The organism is Shigella sonnei, from assembly GCF_002950395.1.
Lineage (GTDB): Bacteria > Pseudomonadota > Gammaproteobacteria > Enterobacterales > Enterobacteriaceae > ECMA0423.
This window is the reverse complement of sequence record NZ_CP026802.1, coordinates 4927316-4945725: the sequence shown is the minus strand read 5'-3', so window position 1 is coordinate 4945725 and position 18410 is coordinate 4927316. Positions and strand designations below refer to the sequence as shown.

At 50.7% G+C, this 18410-nt stretch carries 20 protein-coding genes and 2 pseudogenes; 18 read left to right on the top strand and 4 right to left on the bottom strand.

Going from position 1 to position 18410, the window contains the following annotated elements; translation table 11 throughout:
- The first annotated feature begins 4 nt into the window (after positions 1-4).
- Entirely contained in the window at positions 5-667 is a 663-nt protein-coding gene (gene csiR, locus C1P89_RS25480; RefSeq protein ID WP_000156811.1) for a DNA-binding transcriptional regulator CsiR, read from the top strand.
- On the opposite strand, the gene kbp is transcribed toward csiR, so the two are convergent.
- Positions 668-1117, bottom strand: a complete 450-nt coding sequence (gene kbp / locus C1P89_RS25475) for a potassium binding protein Kbp (RefSeq protein WP_000522424.1) — start codon at positions 1115-1117, stop codon at positions 668-670. It lies immediately after the preceding gene.
- Positions 1118-1200: 83 nt separating this feature from the next.
- On the bottom strand, positions 1201-1359 hold the full coding sequence (locus C1P89_RS25470) for a YqaE/Pmp3 family membrane protein (protein WP_000508177.1): 159 nt from the start codon (positions 1357-1359) through the stop codon (positions 1201-1203).
- Positions 1360-1541: 182 nt separating this feature from the next.
- Between C1P89_RS25470 and C1P89_RS25465 the strand changes: the two genes are divergently transcribed.
- The 3 genes from C1P89_RS25465 (at position 1542) to C1P89_RS25455 (ending at position 3531) form a co-directional block, all read left to right on the top strand.
- Entirely contained in the window at positions 1542-1841 is a 300-nt protein-coding gene (locus C1P89_RS25465; RefSeq protein WP_000137280.1) for an ArsR/SmtB family transcription factor, read from the top strand.
- Positions 1842-1850: 9 nt separating this feature from the next.
- Positions 1851-2375: a thiosulfate sulfurtransferase YgaP gene (ygaP, locus tag C1P89_RS25460; RefSeq protein ID WP_001229467.1), complete on the top strand. Its 525-nt coding sequence runs from the start codon at positions 1851-1853 to the stop codon at positions 2373-2375.
- Positions 2376-2499: 124 nt separating this feature from the next.
- A complete protein-coding gene (locus C1P89_RS25455; protein WP_005136263.1) occupies positions 2500-3531 on the top strand; it encodes an IS630-like element IS630 family transposase in 1032 nt (343 codons plus the stop codon).
- A gap of 45 nt (positions 3532-3576) precedes the next feature.
- Here the strand turns inward: C1P89_RS25455 and stpA are convergent, their stop codons facing one another.
- Entirely contained in the window at positions 3577-3981 is a 405-nt protein-coding gene (gene stpA / locus C1P89_RS25450; protein WP_000115383.1) for a DNA-binding protein StpA, read from the bottom strand.
- 513 nt (positions 3982-4494) lie between these two features.
- On the opposite strand from stpA, the pseudogene C1P89_RS25445 reads away from it, so the two are divergent.
- Positions 4495-5701: pseudogene (locus C1P89_RS25445) on the top strand (IS110-like element ISEc20 family transposase).
- 408 nt (positions 5702-6109) lie between these two features.
- The gene (gene alaE, locus C1P89_RS25440; protein WP_000492655.1) at positions 6110-6559 is read left to right on the top strand and encodes an L-alanine exporter AlaE; all 450 of its coding nucleotides are present in this window, start codon (positions 6110-6112) and stop codon (positions 6557-6559) included.
- Between the two features lie 36 nt (positions 6560-6595).
- Here the strand turns inward: alaE and C1P89_RS25435 are convergent, their stop codons facing one another.
- Positions 6596-6940, bottom strand: a complete 345-nt coding sequence (locus C1P89_RS25435) for a DUF2002 family protein (protein WP_000281320.1) — start codon at positions 6938-6940, stop codon at positions 6596-6598.
- A 151-nt stretch (positions 6941-7091) separates the two neighbouring features.
- On the opposite strand from C1P89_RS25435, the gene C1P89_RS25430 reads away from it, so the two are divergent.
- The 12 genes and pseudogenes from C1P89_RS25430 to emrR all read left to right on the top strand — a co-directional run bounded on the left by C1P89_RS25430 (position 7092) and on the right by emrR (position 18355).
- A complete protein-coding gene (locus tag C1P89_RS25430) occupies positions 7092-7421 on the top strand; it encodes an ElaB/YgaM/YqjD family protein (RefSeq protein WP_001295174.1) in 330 nt (109 codons plus the stop codon).
- 248 nt (positions 7422-7669) lie between these two features.
- Positions 7670-7915, top strand: a complete 246-nt coding sequence (nrdH, locus tag C1P89_RS25425; RefSeq protein WP_001223227.1) for a glutaredoxin-like protein NrdH — start codon at positions 7670-7672, stop codon at positions 7913-7915.
- Positions 7912-8322, top strand: a pseudogene (gene nrdI / locus C1P89_RS25420) (class Ib ribonucleoside-diphosphate reductase assembly flavoprotein NrdI). The gene nrdH and the pseudogene nrdI overlap by 4 nt, the downstream one beginning before the upstream one ends.
- Positions 8295-10439: a class 1b ribonucleoside-diphosphate reductase subunit alpha gene (gene nrdE, locus C1P89_RS25415; RefSeq protein WP_000246541.1), complete on the top strand. Its 2145-nt coding sequence runs from the start codon at positions 8295-8297 to the stop codon at positions 10437-10439. The pseudogene nrdI and the gene nrdE overlap by 28 nt, the downstream one beginning before the upstream one ends.
- Positions 10440-10448: 9 nt before the next feature.
- Positions 10449-11408, top strand: a complete 960-nt coding sequence (nrdF, locus tag C1P89_RS25410) for a class 1b ribonucleoside-diphosphate reductase subunit beta (protein ID WP_000777969.1) — start codon at positions 10449-10451, stop codon at positions 11406-11408.
- A gap of 355 nt (positions 11409-11763) precedes the next feature.
- A complete protein-coding gene (proV, locus tag C1P89_RS25405; protein WP_000985508.1) occupies positions 11764-12966 on the top strand; it encodes a glycine betaine/L-proline ABC transporter ATP-binding protein ProV in 1203 nt (400 codons plus the stop codon).
- Positions 12959-14023, top strand: coding sequence for a glycine betaine/L-proline ABC transporter permease ProW (gene proW, locus C1P89_RS25400; protein WP_000774989.1), 1065 nt, complete (start codon positions 12959-12961; stop codon positions 14021-14023). Before proV ends, proW begins: the two co-directional genes overlap by 8 nt.
- Positions 14024-14080: 57 nt before the next feature.
- A complete protein-coding gene (gene proX / locus C1P89_RS25395) occupies positions 14081-15073 on the top strand; it encodes a glycine betaine/L-proline ABC transporter substrate-binding protein ProX (RefSeq protein WP_001216515.1) in 993 nt (330 codons plus the stop codon).
- 290 nt (positions 15074-15363) lie between these two features.
- Positions 15364-16548, top strand: coding sequence for an MFS transporter (locus C1P89_RS25390; RefSeq protein WP_000165729.1), 1185 nt, complete (start codon positions 15364-15366; stop codon positions 16546-16548).
- Positions 16549-16671: 123 nt separating this feature from the next.
- Positions 16672-17409 carry an L-valine exporter subunit YgaZ gene (gene ygaZ, locus C1P89_RS25385; protein ID WP_000445658.1) on the top strand — a complete coding sequence of 246 codons (738 nt, stop codon included), beginning with the start codon at positions 16672-16674 and terminating at the stop codon, positions 17407-17409.
- Positions 17399-17734, top strand: a complete 336-nt coding sequence (ygaH, locus tag C1P89_RS25380; protein ID WP_000119749.1) for an L-valine transporter subunit YgaH — start codon at positions 17399-17401, stop codon at positions 17732-17734. Before ygaZ ends, ygaH begins: the two co-directional genes overlap by 11 nt.
- A 90-nt stretch (positions 17735-17824) precedes the next feature.
- Positions 17825-18355, top strand: a complete 531-nt coding sequence (emrR, locus tag C1P89_RS25375; protein ID WP_000378442.1) for a multidrug efflux transporter EmrAB transcriptional repressor EmrR — start codon at positions 17825-17827, stop codon at positions 18353-18355.
- The last annotated feature ends 55 nt before the right edge of the window (positions 18356-18410 follow it).

Here is an 18410-nt window from a genome sequence, read left to right as displayed (position 1 = left end):
CACCATGACCATTACGTCTCTGGATGGCTATCGCTGGCTGAAGAACGATATTATTCGCGGTAATTTTCAACCGGATGAAAAATTACGGATGAGTTTGCTGACATCGCGTTATGCACTTGGCGTTGGGCCGTTGCGGGAAGCACTTTCTCAACTGGTGGCGGAACGGCTGGTCACGGTGGTGAATCAAAAAGGGTATCGGGTGGCGTCTATGTCAGAGCAGGAGCTGCTCGATATTTTCGATGCCCGCGCCAATATGGAAGCGATGTTAGTGAGTCTGGCGATTGCCCGCGGTGGCGATGAGTGGGAGGCAGACGTTCTCGCAAAAGCGCATCTGCTCAGTAAGCTGGAAGCCTGTGACGCCAGCGAGAAAATGCTTGATGAGTGGGATCTGCGTCATCAGGCGTTTCATACAGCAATTGTGGCGGGCTGTGGTTCTCACTATTTGCTGCAAATGCGTGAACGGTTGTTTGATCTGGCGGCGCGCTATCGATTTATCTGGCTGCGGCGAACGGTGCTTTCGGTAGAAATGCTGGAGGATAAACACGATCAGCACCAGACCCTGACTGCGGCGGTACTGGCGCGAGATACCGCGCGCGCCAGTGAGTTAATGCGCCAGCATTTACTGACGCCAATTCCCATTATCCAGCAGGCGATGGCTGGCAATTAACTACTCTTCCGGAATACGCAACACTTGCCCCGGATAAATTTTATCCGGGCTTTTTAGCATCGGTTTATTCGCTTCGAAGATTTTATTGTACAGATTAGCGTTACCGTAGACCTGTTTGGAAATGGCACTCAGAGTGTCGCCAGACTTAACGGTATAAAACTGGCTGGCAGTGGCTGGTGTCGCCGTTTTCACCTGATCATCAACACTGGCAATACCGGAAATATTCCCCACCGCAACAAGGATTTTCTCCTTCGCCTCCTGACTCAGGCCGTCACCAGTGACCGTCGCTTTGCCGTCGGCAATTTGAATGTTCACTTTATCAGCATCAGGTATACCGGTTTTGCTCAGATGCTCCTGCACCTTCTTCGCCTGATCGTCTTTATCGTGCTGACCTGTAACCGCGTCCCAGAGTTTTTCTCCGGCATCTTTCACAAAATTGAACAGACCCATAGCTACCTCATTCGTTAACGGAAACACTCAGAAAGTGTAGCAGAGGAACGCGGCGCGTTAACGCCGCGGGGGTGAGCACAGGTTTAATCGCGGGTTTGCACCCAGAACGCGTGAATCAAACCGGGGATATACCCAAGCAGTGTCAGCAGAATATTAATAATGAACGCCCAACCGAACCCTTTACCGAGCAGCACGCCGAGCGGCGGTAGAATGATGGTGATGACGATTCTCCAGAAACCCATATGTACTCCCTATAAGAAAATTACTCATTGTTTAAAAAGAGATTTTATCTCTTAAGCGTAGTAATTTTAGCGGAGCCTGCCAGTTTCAGCTTACGCTTTTACTCTCATTTACGCTGCTGAGGCTGGTATATGTTGCATTTTTAGTTTAGAGCTTACTTAATTTAGAAAATACTTAAATAAATATGACTGAACTCGCGCAATTACAGGCCAGTGCCGAACAGGCAGCGGCCTTATTGAAAGCAATGAGCCATCCTAAACGATTGCTGATTCTGTGCATGCTTAGCGGTTCCCCCGGCACCAGCGCGGGAGAGCTGACGCGCATTACCGGACTGAGTGCCTCTGCGACATCACAGCATCTCGCTCGTATGCGGGACGAAGGGCTTATCGACAGCCAACGGGATGCCCAACGCATTCTATATTCCATTAAAAATGAGGCGGTAAATGCCATTATCGCCACCCTGAAAAATGTCTATTGTCCGTAAGGAGTCACTATGGCTTTGACAACCATTTCGCCGCATGATGCACAAGAATTAATCGCACGCGGCGCAAAGTTAATCGATATTCGTGACGCTGATGAATATCTTCGTGAACATATTCCTGAAGCAGATCTGGCTCCATTATCCGTGCTGGAACAGTCAGGTCTTCCACCTAAATTACGTCGCGAGCAAATTATATTCCACTGCCAGGCAGGTAAACGCACCAGTAATAACGCCGATAAATTAGCAGCGATTGCCGCCCCCGCAGAAATATTTTTACTCGAAGATGGGATTGATGGCTGGAAAAGAGCTGGATTGCCAGTAGCGGTAAATAAATCTCAACCCTTGCCGTTAATGCGCCAGGTGCAGATCGCTGCGGGTGGTTTAATATTAATCGGCGTTGTACTGGGTTATACCGTAAATAGCGGTTTCTTCTTATTAAGTGGCTTTGTTGGTGCCGGGTTACTGTTTGCAGGAATCAGCGGTTTTTGTGGAATGGCAAGGTTGTTAGATAAGATGCCGTGGAACCAACGAGCTTGAGAAGCGACGCCGGACGCGCCCTAAATAGCTGCGCGGAATAGTAGATCACTTTGAGGGAACTTAGCCCGGATTGTGCGATCTGATCAATCGCCAAATCAAAACAAATCACCAACCGGACTGAGCAATGCCGATCATAGCACCAATTTCCCGTGACGAACGACGCCTGATGCAGAAAGCCATCCATAAAACACACGATAAAAATTATGCCCGCAGACTGACTGCCATGCTGATGCTGCACCGGGGCGACCGTGTCAGCGACGTTGCCAGAACGCTCTGCTGCGCCCGTTCCTCTGTTGGACGCTGGATTAACTGGTTCACGCAGTCGGGTGTTGAGGGACTGAAATCATTACCTGCCGGGCGTGCCCGTCGCTGGCCGTTTGAGCATATCTGCACACTGTTACGTGAGCTGGTAAAACATTCTCCCGGCGACTTTGGCTACCAGCGTTCACGCTGGAGTACAGAACTGCTGGCAATAAAAATCAATGAGATAACCGGTTGCCAGTTAAATGCCGGAACCGTTCGCCGCTGGTTGCCGTCTGCGGGGATTGTGTGGCGAAGGGCTGCGCCAACTCTGCGTATCCGTGACCCGCATAAAGATGAAAAGATGGCAGCAATCCATAAAGCACTGGACGAATGCAGCGCAGAGCATCCGGTCTTTTATGAAGATGAAGTGGATATCCATCTTAATCCCAAAATCGGTGCGGACTGGCAACTGCGCGGACAGCAAAAACGGGTGGTCACGCCGGGACAGAATGAAAAATATTATCTGGCCGGAGCGCTGCACAGCGGGACAGGTAAAGTCAGCTGTGTGGGCGGCAACAGCAAAAGTTCGGCGCTGTTCATCAGCCTGCTGAAGCGGCTTAAAGCGACATACCGTCGGGCGAAAACCATCACGCTGATCGTGGACAACTACATTATCCACAAAAGCCGGGAAACACAGAGCTGGCTGAAGGAGAACCCGAAGTTCAGGGTCATTTATCAGCCGGTTTACTCGCCATGGGTGAATCATGTTGAACGGCTATGGCAGGCACTTCACGACACAATAACGCGTAATCATCAGTGCAGCTCAATGTGGCAACTGTTGAAAAAAGTTCGCCATTTTATGGAAACCGTCAGCCCATTCCCCGGAGGCAAACATGGGCTGGCAAAAGTGTAGCGGTATTAAGCGCAGCTATTTAGCAGCGACATCCGGCCTCAGTAATTAGATCAGGAAATCGTCGAGAGATTTACCTTCTGCCAGCGCCTGAGCAATTGGCTTCGGTGTACGGCCCTGACCGGTCCAGGTTTTAGTTTCACCGTTAACATCGGTGAATTTATATTTCGCCGGACGCGGCTGGCGTTTTTTACCAGCGCGTGGTGCAGCAGCAGAGCTATTACCCAATAACTCTTCCGGGTTAATTCCGTCAGCCTTCATCAGCTCCAGCCAGGTGCTAATTTTTTCCTGACGCTCAGCCAGTTCACGCTGCTGCTGTTCTTCTTCTTCACGTCTTTCTTTAGTGACAACCCTGAATTTTTCGAGCATTTCTTCAAGAACGTCAATGGAGAATTCGCGAGCCATCGCACGGAGGGTGCGAATGTTATTTAAACTTTGTAACATTACGGACATAATAAAGAAAACCTTTTAACGCCAAAACAAAAAAGTATTTCGTCGCGTAGTGTAAGCGATCACTTATTATATTTCCACAAAATTTAATCTATTTACAGTCTTGCGCGAGATTATTTCAGCTGTTATTTTCTGAAACTCTCAGAATAATTTCAAGATTATATATTAGCCATTTTGATGAGTAATTTAGATTATTGGTGAACAGAACGGCGCTCTCTGCTCGCTAATTCCGCAAGCCTGACAAAACCGAAGTGAATAAAAATGCAATATAACAGAATAAAAGAACCCCCGTTACTTTATTCGTACCCCTTATAATGGGGTGTTAGCCAGCCAGACCCGGCATGATTACTGCCCCAGTCGTCCATGATCCGGGGGGTGATGTCACCGGGTCTGGTGGGGCGCTGGTAACCGCTAATAGGGGTCAGGTCAGGCACTTTTGCCGGGACCGTCTGTAACGTGGATGCTGGTACCTGCTCCCCGTGGTTATCTGGTTAACCCATATACAAGGGAGACAGAATGACCGAATCCAGCGATTACGAATCCGTCCAGGTCTTTATCGGCGTTGATGTCGGTAAAGATACGCATCACGCTGTTGCCATTAATCGTTCAGGTAAACGCCTGTTCGATAAAGCATTACCCAACGACGAAAACAAACTCAGGTCGCTAATATCTGACCTGAAACAACATGGTCAGATACTGCTGGTTGTTGATCAGCCAGCTACCATCGGTGCGTTACCTGTCGCCGTTGCCCGCTCAGAAGGAGTCCTTGTCGGATACCTCCCTGGACTGGCCATGCGCCGCATAGCCGACTTACACGCCGGTGAAGCTAAAACTGATGCTCGTGACGCTGCCATCATTGCCGAAGCTGCCCGTACCCTGCCTCACGCGCTACGCACGCTGAAACTGGCTGACGAGCAAATCGCCGAACTCTCCATGCTCTGCGGCTTCGATGATGATCTTGCCGCACAGACAACGCAGGCCAGCAACCGTATCCGCGGCCTTCTGACCCAGATACATCCGGCACTGGAGCGCGTTCTCGGTCCGAGACTTGAGCACCCGGCGGTACTCGATCTTCTCCAGCGATATCCCTCACCAGAAAAACTCGCTTCGCTGGGCTTCGCTGGGTGAGAAGAAGCTGGCAGCCCAGCTCTGCAAACTTGCGCCTCGTCTGGGTAAACGCCTTGCAGCAGACATAGCTCAGGCACTGGCCGAACAAACCGTCGTCGTTCCCGGCACGAATGCCGCTGCCGTAGTACTGCCACGTCTGGCACTCCAGCTCATCACGCTGCGTAAGCAAAGAGACGAGGTGGCGCTTGAGGTAGAACAGCGAGTTCTTGCTCACCCTCTTTACCCGGTCCTGACCAGTATGCCCGGAGTCGGTGTCAGGACCGCAGCCAGACTCCTCACCGAGGTCGCCTGCCGCGCCTTCGCCTCTGCCGCACATCTCGCTGCTTATGCTGGCCTTGCGCCGGTAACTCGGCGATCCGGCTCGTCAATACGCGGTGAGCATCCCTCGCGACGGGGTAATAAAGCTCTCAAACGGGCGTTGTTCCTGTCGGCCTTCGCCGCGCTCAGGGATCCGCTCTCCAGGGCTTACTACACCCGCAAAATGAGTCAGGGAAAACGACACAATCAGGCGCTTATCGCCCTAGCGAGACGACGCTGCGACGTTCTGTTCGCCATGATGCGCGACGGGACTTTTTATACCCCGCAGGGGTCATAACATGCTTGACAACTTAATAGGGGCACCCCCCTCACTGGTGCTTTCTGCTGTTAATGTACATTTTCTGGCATCAAAAATGCTGTAAATGACACGGTCACGACATACACCGAATTCTCTACGCTTATAGCGTTACCTCACCCCCAAACTTTCATTAGTGAAATTAAAGGCAAGGTCATATCTAATTGATTTAATTGAAAATAAATCATATCGGCATGTAAAAATCCACAATGTACAAAAAACGAGCCGTTACGGAATATTTTATCTACAAAAACTGACTAAATAAAAATTTTTCACTAATTGAATAGTCATAGCCAGCGATATACGCTATGCGAAAATGCAGATGGCAATGAGATCCACTGCTTTCATCTCCATTAACATCCCATTACGCTTTTATTAAGGAGCATTAGCATGTTCTCACCGCAGTCACGCTTGCGTCATGCAGTTGCAGATACGTTCGCGATGGTTGTTTACTGTTCTGTCGTGAACATGTGTATTGAAGTTTTCCTCTCCGGAATGAGCTTCGAACAGTCTTTTTATTCCAGATTGGTAGCGATTCCGGTGAACATCTTAATTGCATGGCCATACGGTATGTACCGCGATCTATTTATGCGCGCGGCACGCAAAGTTAGCCCGTCGGGCTGGATAAAAAATCTGGCTGATATCCTGGCTTATGTGACGTTCCAGTCACCGGTGTATGTGGCGATCTTGTTAGTGGTGGGCGCAGACTGGCATCAGATTATGGCGGCGGTCAGTTCAAACATCGTTGTTTCGATGTTGATGGGGGCGGTTTATGGCTACTTCCTCGATTATTGCCGCCGACTGTTTAAAGTCAGCCATTACCAGCAGGTAAAAGCCTGACTCTTCTTTTCGCGACTGGCATCGCCAGTCGCGTCTTTAACTGGCTTCGCCAAATAAACCATTCAAATAACGTTCAAGCGCAACACGCGAACTGAAGCCATGCGGGATACCGTAATGCTCGTGTCGCTCGCCTGCTAAATAGAGCGGAAATTGTTGATAATGATCGCAAGTTTTAATATCGGAAGCGGGTTCAGCCAGTGTCGAACTACGTTCTTTTAATGTTGGATGAATTACCAGTGCGGTACGTCCCATTCGCGCTTCGCGATTAACATAGACATAATTTTCCCCACGGCGGTAACCATAAGCTTTCTGGGTTACCACATCGACAGTAAAACCGACTTTTTCAAGTACGCGCGCCACCTCGTCTGGTCGTAAATACATATTTGATCCTCGTTATTATCAACCGCGGGCCTACCTTACCTGATTGCGCATTCACAACGCTTTCAGAAAAGTCCATAAAGCCGCGATGAACCTCAGTTAAGAAAATTATGGTCTACACTGAAAATTACATCGAATTCTAATGGGGGATCATATGTTTAACCGACCGAACCGCAACGACGTTGATGATGGCGTGCAGGATATCCAGAATGATGTCAATCAATTAGCTGACAGCCTCGAATCTGTATTGAAGTCCTGGGGCAGCGACGCCAAAGGGGAAGCTGAAGCCGCACGCAGTAAAGCTCAGGCATTGCTGAAAGAAACCAGGGCGCGAATGCATGGTCGTACTCGCGTCCAGCAAGCCGCACGCGATGCCGTTGGCTGCGCGGATTCTTTTGTTCGTGAAAGACCCTGGTGTAGCGTGGGTACAGCAGCTGCGGTAGGTATTTTTATCGGCGCACTGTTAAGCATGCGCAAATCGTAGTGCAAAAATGATAATAAATACGCGTCTTTAACCCCGAAGCCTGTCTTCGGGGTTTCTTTTTGCCTGGTGAATCACAAAAATCCCCCTCCCCCGTCACGCTCATATCTAGGGTAATTTCGATCACTATTTGCTATATATTGTGTGGTTGAATCTTTTTTTCAACTACATCTAGTATCTCTGTATCAACAGAGAGACAACCCGACGCGTATCATCGCGCCGTATCTTCATTTTAAACGGAAATACGAATCATGCGCATAACTATTTACACTCGTAACGATTGCGTTCAGTGCCACGCCACCAAACGGGCGATGGAAAACCGGGGCTTTGATTTTGAAATGATTAATGTCGATCGCGTTCCTGAAGCAGCGGAAGCGTTGCGTGCTCAGGGCTTTCGTCAGTTGCCGGTAGTGATTGCTGGCGATCTTAGCTGGTCTGGTTTCCGTCCGGACATGATTAACCGTCTGCATCCAGCGCCACACGCGGCCAGTGCATGAGCCAGCTCGTCTACTTCTCCAGCAGCTCCGAAAACACGCAGCGTTTTATCGAACGTTTAGGTCTGCCCGCGGTGCGCATCCCGCTCAATGAGCGGGAACGGATTCAGGTAGACGAGCCTTACATCCTGATCGTGCCCTCTTACGGCGGCGGCGGTACGGCTGGCGCGGTGCCACGATAGGTAATTCGCTTTTTAAACGACGAGCACAACCGGGCGTTGCTTCGCGGCGTTATTGCTTCTGGTAATCGCAACTTTGGTGAGGCGTATGGCCGCGCCGGAGATGTGATTGCCCGGAAATGCGGCGTGCCGTGGCTGTACCGTTTTGAACTCATGGGTACGCAAAGCGATATCGAAAACGTTCGTAAAGGAGTAACCGAATTTTGGCAACGACAACCGCAGAATGCCTGACGCAGGAAACGATGGATTACCACGCGCTGAATGCGATGCTTAACCTCTACGATAGCGCAGGTCGCATTCAGTTCGATAAAGACCGCCAGGCCGTTGACGCCTTTATGGCGACGCATGTGCGTCCGAACAGTGTGACCTTCAGTAGCCAGCAGCAGCGCCTGAACTGGCTGGTCAACGAAGGTTACTATGATGAAAGCGTTCTTAATCGCTACTCTCGCGACTTTGTCATTACGCTGTTTGCCCACGCACACACCAGCGGTTTTCGTTTCCAGACATTCCTCGGGGCATGGAAGTTTTACACCAGCTATACGTTGAAGACATTCGACGGTAAACGTTATCTGGAAGATTTTGCCGATCGAGTCACGATGGTGGCGCTGACGCTGGCACAAGGCGATGCGACGCTGGCGTTGCAACTGACCGATGAAATGCTGTCAGGACGCTTTCAGCCAGCCACGCCGACATTCCTCAACTGCGGTAAGCAGCAGCGCGGCGAACTGGTTTCCTGTTTTCTGCTGCGTATTGAAGACAATATGGAGTCGATTGGCCGGGCGGTAAATTCCGCACTGCAACTGTCGAAACGCGGCGGCGGCGTGGCATTTTTGCTGTCGAATCTGCGAGAAGCGGGCGCGCCAATTAAACGTATTGAAAATCAATCTTCTGGCGTAATTCCGGTGATGAAAATGCTGGAAGACGCATTTTCCTATGCCAACCAACTCGGCGCGCGTCAGGGGGCAGGTGCAGTCTATTTACATGCTCATCATCCCGATATTCTGCGTTTTCTCGATACAAAACGGGAAAATGCCGACGAAAAAATCCGCATTAAAACACTGTCGCTGGGCGTGGTGATCCCGGATATCACTTTCCATCTGGCAAAAGAGAATGCGCAGATGGCGCTGTTTTCGCCCTATGACGTTGAGCGAGTTTATGGCAAGCCGTTTGCCGATATCGCCATCAGCGAACACTATGACGAACTGGTTGCCGATGAACGCATCCGCAAAAAATACCTCAACGCCCGTGATTTCTTCCAGCGGCTGGCAGAAATCCAGTTTGAGTCCGGCTATCCCTACATCATGTATGAAGACACGGTAAACCGTGCTAACCCTGTCGCCGGGCGCATAAATATGAGTAATCTCTGCTCAGAGATTTTGCAGGTCAACTGTGCCTCAGAGTATGACGAGAATCTCGACTATGCCCGCACAGGCCATGATATCTCCTGCAATTTAGGTTCGTTGAATATTGCGCACACCATGGATTCCCCCGATTTTGCCCGCACGGTAGAGACTGCCGTGCGCGGTTTAACGGCGGTGTCAGATATGAGTCATATCCGCAGCGTGCCGTCCATCGAAGCCGGAAATGCCGCCTCACACGCCATCGGACTGGGGCAGATGAATTTACACGGCTATCTGGCGCGAGAAGGCATCGCTTATGGTTCGCCGGAAGCACTGGATTTCACCAATCTCTATTTCTATGCCATCACCTGGCACGCACTGCGTACCTCGATGTTGCTGGCGCGCGAACGCGGTGAAACCTTCGCCGGGTTCAAACAGTCACGTTATGCCAGTGGTGAATATTTTAGCCAATATCTGCAAGGTAACTGGCAGCCGAAAACGGCGAAAGTTGGCGAACTGTTTGCCCGCAGCGGTATTACGTTACCTACCCGTGAGATGTGGGCGCAACTGCGCGACGACGTGATGCGCTACGGCATTTACAACCAGAATCTTCAGGCGGTGCCGCCAACCGGTTCTATCTCTTATATCAACCATGCTACGTCGAGTATTCATCCGATTGTGGCGAAAGTAGAGATACGCAAAGAGGGCAAAACAGGACGCGTTTACTACCCTGCCCCGTTTATGACTAACGAAAATCTGGCGCTGTATCAGGATGCTTACGAAATCGGCGCAGAAAAGATCATCGACACCTACGCGGAAGCGACTCGCCATGTCGATCAGGGTTTGTCGCTGACGCTGTTTTTCCCCGATACCGCCACCACTCGCGATATCAACAAAGCGCAGATTTACGCCTGGCGCAAAGGTATCAAAACGCTCTATTACATTCGCCTGCGTCAGATGGCGCTGGAAGGCACTGAAATTGAAGGCTGCGTCTCCTGTGCACTTTAAGGAATATCTATGAAACTCTCACGTATCAGCGCCATCAACTGGAACAAGATATCTGACGATAAAGATCTGGAGGTGTGGAATCGCCTGACCAGCAATTTCTGGCTACCAGAAAAGGTGCCGCTGTCGAACGATATTCCTGCCTGGCAGACATTAACTGTCGTAGAACAACAACTGACGATGCGCGTTTTTACTGGCCTGACGCTGCTCGACACGCTGCAAAATGTTATCGGCGCGCCTTCGCTGATGCCCGATGCACTCACGCCTCATGAAGAAGCGGTATTATCGAATATCAGCTTTATGGAAGCGGTTCATGCCCGCTCTTACAGTTCGATTTTCTCGACGCTGTGCCAGACCAAAGATGTCGATGCCGCCTACGCCTGGAGTGAAGAAAACGCACCGTTGCAGCGAAAAGCTCAGATTATTCAGCAACATTATCGCGGTGATGATCCGCTGAAAAAGAAAATCGCCAGTGTGTTTCTTGAATCTTTTTTGTTCTATTCCGGTTTCTGGCTGCCGATGTATTTTTCCAGCCGCGGAAAGCTGACCAATACCGCAGACCTGATCCGTCTGATTATCCGTGATGAAGCAGTCCACGGTTACTACATAGGCTATAAATATCAGAAAAACATGGAAAAGATATCTCTGGGACAACGTGAAGAGTTGAAGAGTTTCGCCTTCGATTTGTTGCTGGAACTCTACGACAACGAGCTGCAATACACCGATGAGCTGTACGCCGAAACCCCGTGGGCTGACGATGTGAAAGCGTTTCTCTGTTACAACGCCAATAAGGCTTTGATGAATCTGGGCTACGAACCTTTATTTCCCGCAGAAATGGCGGAAGTGAATCCGGCAATCCTCGCCGCGCTTTCGCCGAATGCCGATGAAAATCACGATTTCTTTTCCGGTTCAGGCTCCTCTTATGTGATGGGGAAAGCGGTTGAAACAGAAGATGAAGACTGGAATTTCTGAGGGTGTTATTTTCAAAAATATCACTACCCGCGACAGGGAAATAATTCCCGCCAAATAGCTTTTTATCACGCAAATATTTTGTGGTGATCTACACTGATACTCTGTTGCATTATTCGCCTGAAACCACAATATTCAGGCGTTTTTTCGCTATCTTTGACAAAAAATATCAACTTTTCTCGATTTGCTCTCAGCCCTTATATCACGGGAAATTCCGGCGATTTGCTCGCATCAATATTCATGCCACATTTGCCATCAGGGGTTGCCTCAGATTCTCAGTATGTTAGGGTAGAAAAAAGTAACTATTTCCATTGGGTAATATATCGACATAAACAAATAACAGGAATCTTTCTATTGCATGGCAATTAAATTAGAAATTAAAAACCTTTATAAAATATTTGGTGAGCATCCACAGCGAGCATTCAAATATATCGAACAAGGACTTTCAAAAGAACAAATTCTGGAAAAAACTGGGCTATCGCTTGGCGTAAAAGACGCCAGTCTGGCCATTGAAGAAGGCGAGATATTTGTCATCATGGGATTATCCGGCTCGGGTAAATCCACAATGGTACGCCTTCTCAATCGCCTGATTGAACCCACCCGCGGGCAAGTGCTGATTGATGGTGTGGATATTGCCAAAATATCCGATGCCAAACTCCGTGAGGTGCGCAGAAAAAAGATTGCGATGGTCTTCCAGTCCTTTGCCTTAATGCCGCATATGACCGTGCTGGACAATACTGCGTTCGGTATGGAATTGGCCGGAATTAATGCCGAAGAACGCCGGGAAAAAGCCCTTGATGCACTGCGTCAGGTCGGGCTGGAAAATTATGCCCACAGCTACCCGGATGAACTCTCTGGCGGGATGCGTCAACGTGTGGGATTAGCCCGCGCGTTAGCGATTAATCCGGATATTTTATTAATGGACGAAGCCTTCTCGGCGCTCGATCCATTAATTCGCACCGAGATGCAGGATGAGCTGGTAAAATTACAGGCGAAACATCAGCGCACCATTGTCTTTATTTCCCACGATCTCGATGAAGCCATGCGTATTGGCGACCGAATTGCCATTATGCAAAATGGTGAAGTGGTACAGGTCGGCACACCGGATGAAATTCTCAATAATCCGGCGAATGATTATGTCCGTACCTTCTTCCGTGGCGTTGATATTAGTCAGGTATTCAGTGCGAAAGATATTGCCCGCCGGACACCGAATGGCTTAATTCGTAAAACCCCTGGCTTCGGCCCACGTTCGGCACTGAAATTATTGCAGGATGAAGATCGCGAATATGGCTACGTTATCGAACGCGGTAATAAGTTTGTCGGCGCAGTCTCCATCGATTCGCTTAAAACCGCGTTAACGCAGCAGCAAGGTCTTGATGCGGCGCTGATTGATGCGCCGTTAGCAGTCGATGCACAAACGCCTCTTAGCGAGTTGCTCTCTCATGTCGGACAGGCACCCTGTGCGGTGCCCGTGGTCGACGAGGACCAACAGTATGTCGGCATCATTTCGAAAGGAATGCTGCTGCGCGCTTTAGATCGTGAGGGGGTAAATAATGGCTGATCAAAATAATCCGTGGGATACCACGCCAGCGGCGGACAGTGCCGCGCAATCCGCAGACGCCTGGGGTACACCGACGACTGCACCGACTGACGGCGGTGGTGCTGACTGGCTGACCAGTACGCCTGCGCCAAACGTCGAGCATTTTAATATTCTCGATCCGTTCCATAAAACGCTGATCCCGCTCGACAGTTGGGTCACTGAAGGGATCGACTGGGTTGTTACCCATTTCCGTCCCGTCTTCCAGGGCGTGCGCGTTCCGGTTGATTATATCCTCAACAGTTTCCAGCAATTGCTGCTGGGTATGCCAGCGCCAGTGGCGATTATCGTTTTCGCTCTCATCGCCTGGCAGATTTCCGGGGTCGGAATGGGCGTGGCGACGCTGGTTTCGCTGATTGCCATCGGCGCAATCGGTGCCTGGTCGCAGGCAATGGTGACTCTGGCGCTGGTGTTAACCGCCCTGCTGTTCTGTATCGTCATCGGTTTGCCGTTGGGGATATGGCTGGCGAGAAGTCCGCGAGCGGCGAAAATTATTCGTCCACTGCTTGATGCCATGCAGACCACGCCAGCGTTTGTTTATCTGGTACCAATCGTCATGCTGTTTGGTATCGGTAACGTGCCGGGCGTAGTGGTGACGATCATCTTTGCTCTGCCGCCGATTATCCGTCTGACGATTCTGGGGATTAACCAGGTTCCGGCGGATCTGATTGAAGCCTCGCGCTCATTCGGTGCCAGCCCGCGCCAGATGCTGTTCAAAGTTCAGTTACCGCTGGCGATGCCGACCATTATGGCGGGCGTTAACCAGACGCTGATGCTGGCTCTTTCTATGGTGGTCATCGCCTCGATGATTGCCGTCGGCGGGCTGGGTCAGATGGTACTTCGCGGTATCGGTCGTCTGGATATGGGCCTTGCCACCGTTGGCGGCGTCGGGATTGTGATCCTCGCCATTATCCTCGACCGCCTGACGCAGGCCGTTGGGCGCGACTCACGCAGTCGCGGCAACCGTCGCTGGTACACCACTGGCCCTGTCGGTCTGCTGACCCGCCCATTCATTAAGTAACTCTGCACTTGCCCGGTAACGCCGGGCATTATCACCCTGCCAAAAAAAGGAATAACAATGCGACATAGCGTACTTTTTGCGACAGCGTTTGCCACGCTTATCTCTACACAAACTTTTGCAGCCGATCTGCCGGGCAAAGGCATTACTGTTAATCCAGTTCAGAGCACCATCACTGAAGAAACCTTCCAGACGCTGCTGGTCAGTCGTGCACTGGAGAAATTAGGTTATACCGTCAATAAACCCAGCGAAGTGGATTACAACGTTGGCTACACCTCACTTGCTTCCGGCGATGCAACCTTCACCGCCGTGAACTGGACGCCGCTGCATGACAACATGTACGAAGCTGCCGGTGGCGATAAGAAATTTTATTGTGAAGGGGTATTCGTTAACGGCGCGGCACAGGGTTACCTGATCGATAAGAAAACCGCCGACCAGTACAAAATCACCAACATCGCACAACTGAAAGATCCGAAGATCGCCAAACTGTTCGATACCAACGGCGACGGTAAAGCGGATTTAACCGGCTGTAACCCAGGCTGGGGCTGCGAAGGTGCGATCAACCACCAGCTTGCCGCGTATGAACTGACCAACACCGTGACGCATAATCAGGGGAACTACGCAGCGATGATGGCCGACACCATCAGTCGCTACAAAGAGGGCAAACCGGTGTTTTATTACACCTGGACGCCGTACTGGGTGAGTAATGAGCTGAAGCCAGGGAAAGATGTGGTCTGGTTGCAGGTGCCGTTCTCCGCACTGCCGGGCGATAAAAACGCCGATACCAAACTGCCGAATGGTGCGAATTATGGCTTCCCGGTCAGCACCATGCATATCGTTGCCAACAAAGCCTGGGCCGAGAAAAACCCGGCAGCAGCGAAACTTTTTGCCATTATGCAGTTGCCAGTGGCAGATATTAACGCCCAGAACGCCATTATGCATGACGGCAAAGCCTCAGAAGGCGATATTCAGGGCCATGTTGATGGTTGGATCAAAGCCCACCAGCAGCAGTTCGATGGCTGGGTGAATGAGGCGCTGGCAGCGCAGAAGTAATTTTTATTCGGGCGGATAAGTCGTTTTTGCCTCATCCGCCATTCTGTGCACAATGCCTGATGCGACGCTGGCGCGTCTTATCATGCCTACAAAATACACTCATTCCGTATGGCGGATAAGGCGTTTTCGCCGCATCCGCCGTTCTGTGCACAATGCCTGATGCGACGCTGGCGCGTCTTATCATGCCTACAAACCACATCGCACATTTCAACAAGCTATCTTTCGCCCCCATTCATCAACATCCGCTATTATTGATTTCCAGCTTAATCATCACCTGATGAACAAAAATAATGACTAAACCTAATCATGAGCTTAGCCCGGCGCTGATCGTGCTGATGTCTATCGCCACCGGTCAGGCGGTAGCCAGTAACTATTACGCCCAGCCATTGCTCGACACCATCGCGCGTAACTTTTCCCTTTCCGCCAGTTCGGCAGGCTTTATTGTTACCGCCGCGCAGTTGGGCTATGCAGCAGGTCTGCTGTTTCTTGTTCCCCTCGGTGATATGTTTGAACGCCGCCGCCTGATTGTCTCGATGACCTTACTGGCGGCAGGCGGCATGTTAATCACTGCCAGCAGTCAGTCGCTGGCGATGATGATCCTCGGTACGGCATTAACCGGTTTATTCTCAGTCGTGGCACAAATTCTGGTTCCGCTGGCAGCGACGCTGGCTTCACCGGATAAACGCGGCAAAGTGGTTGGCACCATTATGAGCGGTCTGCTGTTGGGGATCTTGCTGGCACGAACCGTTGCCGGGTTACTGGCAAACCTCGGCGGCTGGCGCACCGTCTTTTGGGTTGCCTCGGTGTTAATGGCACTGATGGCGCTAGCATTATGGCGTGGTCTGCCACAAATGAAATCAGAAACCCACCTCAACTACCCACAGTTGTTAGGTTCCGTTTTCAGCATGTTTATCAGCGATAAGATCCTCCGCACCCGCGCATTGCTGGGCTGCCTGACCTTTGCCAACTTCAGCATTCTCTGGACCTCAATGGCCTTTTTGCTTGCCGCTCCACCTTTTAACTACAGCGATGGTGTCATTGGTCTGTTTGGACTTGCGGGAGCTGCCGGAGCGTTGGGCGCTCGTCCGGCGGGCGGTTTTGCCGATAAGGGTAAATCGCACCACACCACAACTTTCGGTCTGCTGCTGCTATTACTTTCATGGCTGGCGATCTGGTTTGGTCACACTTCCGTACTGGCGCTGATTATCGGCATCCTGGTGCTGGATCTCACCGTACAGGGCGTGCATATCACTAACCAGACGGTAATTTATCGAATACACCCTGATGCGCGTAATCGCCTGACCGCAGGTTACATGACCAGCTACTTTATTGGCGGTGCCGCCGGTTCGCTAATTTCAGCCTCAGCCTGGCAACATGGCGGTTGGGCTGGCGTTTGTCTGGCTGGCGCGACGATTGCCCTAGTTAACTTACTGGTCTGGTGGCGAGGTTTTCATCGTCAGGAAGCCGCAAATTAAGCAATCAGCAACCGTTTTCGTGGCTTTACACTTATAAGGGTGTTAAGAAGCCCATCAGTCTGATAAGGTTAAGATATTCATTCAGTCTATTTATAATATTAACAATCGTTAAGCGTACACTCTATGGAAAGCCCTACTCCACAGCCTGCTCCTGGTTCGGCGACCTTCATGGAAGGATGCAAAGACAGTTTACCGATTGTTATTAGTTATATTCCGGTGGCCTTTGCGTTCGGTCTGAATGCGACCCGTCTGGGATTCTCTCCTCTCGAAAGCGTTTTTTTCTCCTGCATCATTTATGCAGGCGCGAGCCAGTTCGTCATTACCGCGATGCTGGCAGCCGGGAGTAGTTTGTGGGTTGCTGCACTGACCGTCATGGCAATGGATGTTCGCCATGTGTTGTATGGCCCGTCACTGCGTAGCCGTATTATTCAGCGTCTGCAAAAATCGAAAACCGCCCTGTGGGCGTTTGGCCTGACGGATGAGGTTTTTGCCGCCGCAACAGCAAAACTGGTACGCAATAATCGCCGCTGGAGCGAGAACTGGATGATCGGCATTGCCTTCAGTTCATGGTCATCGTGGGTATTTGGTACGGTAATAGGGGCATTCTCCGGCAGCGGCTTGCTGCAAGGTTATCCCGCCGTTGAAGCAGCATTAGGTTTTATGCTTCCGGCACTCTTTATGAGTTTCCTGCTCGCCTCTTTCCAGCGCAAACAATCTCTTTGCGTTACCGCAGCGTTAGTTGGTGCCCTTGCAGGCGTAACGCTATTTTCTATTCCCGTCGCCATTCTGGCAGGCATTGTCTGTGGCTGCCTCACTGCGTTAATCCAGGCATTCTGGCAAGGAGCGCCCGATGAGCTATGAGGTTCTGCTGCTTGGGTTACTGGTTGGCGCGGCGAATTATTGCTTCCGCTATTTGCCGCTGCGCCTGCGTGTGGGTAATGCCCGCCCAACCAAACGTGGCGCGGTAGGTATTTTGCTCGACACCATTGGCATCGCCTCGATATGCGCTCTGCTGGTTGTCTCTACCGCACCAGAAGTGATGCACGATACACGCCGTTTCGTGCCCACGCTGGTCGGCTTCGCGGTACTGGGTGCCAGTTTCTATAAAACACGCAGCATTATCATCCCAACACTGCTTAGTGCGCTGGCCTATGGGCTCGCCTGGAAAGTGATGGCGATTATATAACCCACAAGAATCATTTTTCTAAAACAATACATTTACTTTATTTGTCACTGTCGTTACTATATCGGCTGAAATTAATGAGGTCATACCCAAATGGATAGTTCGTTTACGCCCATTGAACAAATGCTAAAATTTCGCGCCAGCCGCCACGAAGATTTTCCTTATCAGGAGATCCTTCTGACTCGTCTTTGCATGCACATGCAAAGCAAGCTGCTGGAGAACCGCAATAAAATGCTGAAGGCTCAGGGGATTAACGAGACGTTGTTTATGGCGTTGATTACGCTGGAGTCTCAGGAAAACCACAGTATTCAGCCTTCTGAATTAAGTTGTGCTCTTGGATCATCCCGTACCAACGCGACGCGTATTGCCGATGAACTGGAAAAACGCGGTTGGATCGAACGTCGTGAAAGCGATAACGATCGCCGCTGCCTGCATCTGCAATTAACGGAAAAAGGTCACGAGTTTTTGCGCGAGGTTTTACCACCGCAGCATAACTGCCTGCATCAACTCTGGTCCGCGCTCAGCACAACAGAAAAAGATCAGCTCGAGCAAATCACCCGCAAATTGCTCTCCCGTCTCGACCAGATGGAACAAGACGGTGTGGTTCTCGAAGCGATGAGCTAACGCGTCATCTCGCTCAAAAATCCAGATTTATAAAAGAAAAAATGACCGGCCAGCA

Excerpts from the sequence above, each read along its gene's own strand:
- csiR (WP_000156811.1), top strand. The coding sequence starts at position 5 with ATGACCATTACGTCTCTGGATGGCTATCGCTGGCTGAAGAACGATATT.
- kbp (WP_000522424.1), bottom strand. The coding sequence starts at position 1,117 with ATGGGTCTGTTCAATTTTGTGAAAGATGCCGGAGAAAAACTCTGGGAC.
- C1P89_RS25470 (WP_000508177.1), bottom strand. The coding sequence starts at position 1,359 with ATGGGTTTCTGGAGAATCGTCATCACCATCATTCTACCGCCGCTCGGC.
- C1P89_RS25465 (WP_000137280.1), top strand. The coding sequence starts at position 1,542 with ATGACTGAACTCGCGCAATTACAGGCCAGTGCCGAACAGGCAGCGGCC.
- ygaP (WP_001229467.1), top strand. The coding sequence starts at position 1,851 with ATGGCTTTGACAACCATTTCGCCGCATGATGCACAAGAATTAATCGCA.
- C1P89_RS25455 (WP_005136263.1), top strand. The coding sequence starts at position 2,500 with ATGCCGATCATAGCACCAATTTCCCGTGACGAACGACGCCTGATGCAG.
- stpA (WP_000115383.1), bottom strand. The coding sequence starts at position 3,981 with ATGTCCGTAATGTTACAAAGTTTAAATAACATTCGCACCCTCCGTGCG.
- alaE (WP_000492655.1), top strand. The coding sequence starts at position 6,110 with ATGTTCTCACCGCAGTCACGCTTGCGTCATGCAGTTGCAGATACGTTC.
- C1P89_RS25435 (WP_000281320.1), bottom strand. The coding sequence starts at position 6,940 with ATGTATTTACGACCAGACGAGGTGGCGCGCGTACTTGAAAAAGTCGGT.
- C1P89_RS25430 (WP_001295174.1), top strand. The coding sequence starts at position 7,092 with ATGTTTAACCGACCGAACCGCAACGACGTTGATGATGGCGTGCAGGAT.
- nrdH (WP_001223227.1), top strand. The coding sequence starts at position 7,670 with ATGCGCATAACTATTTACACTCGTAACGATTGCGTTCAGTGCCACGCC.
- nrdF (WP_000777969.1), top strand. The coding sequence starts at position 10,449 with ATGAAACTCTCACGTATCAGCGCCATCAACTGGAACAAGATATCTGAC.
- proV (WP_000985508.1), top strand. The coding sequence starts at position 11,764 with ATGGCAATTAAATTAGAAATTAAAAACCTTTATAAAATATTTGGTGAG.
- proW (WP_000774989.1), top strand. The coding sequence starts at position 12,959 with ATGGCTGATCAAAATAATCCGTGGGATACCACGCCAGCGGCGGACAGT.
- proX (WP_001216515.1), top strand. The coding sequence starts at position 14,081 with ATGCGACATAGCGTACTTTTTGCGACAGCGTTTGCCACGCTTATCTCT.
- C1P89_RS25390 (WP_000165729.1), top strand. The coding sequence starts at position 15,364 with ATGACTAAACCTAATCATGAGCTTAGCCCGGCGCTGATCGTGCTGATG.
- ygaZ (WP_000445658.1), top strand. The coding sequence starts at position 16,672 with ATGGAAAGCCCTACTCCACAGCCTGCTCCTGGTTCGGCGACCTTCATG.
- ygaH (WP_000119749.1), top strand. The coding sequence starts at position 17,399 with ATGAGCTATGAGGTTCTGCTGCTTGGGTTACTGGTTGGCGCGGCGAAT.
- emrR (WP_000378442.1), top strand. The coding sequence starts at position 17,825 with ATGGATAGTTCGTTTACGCCCATTGAACAAATGCTAAAATTTCGCGCC.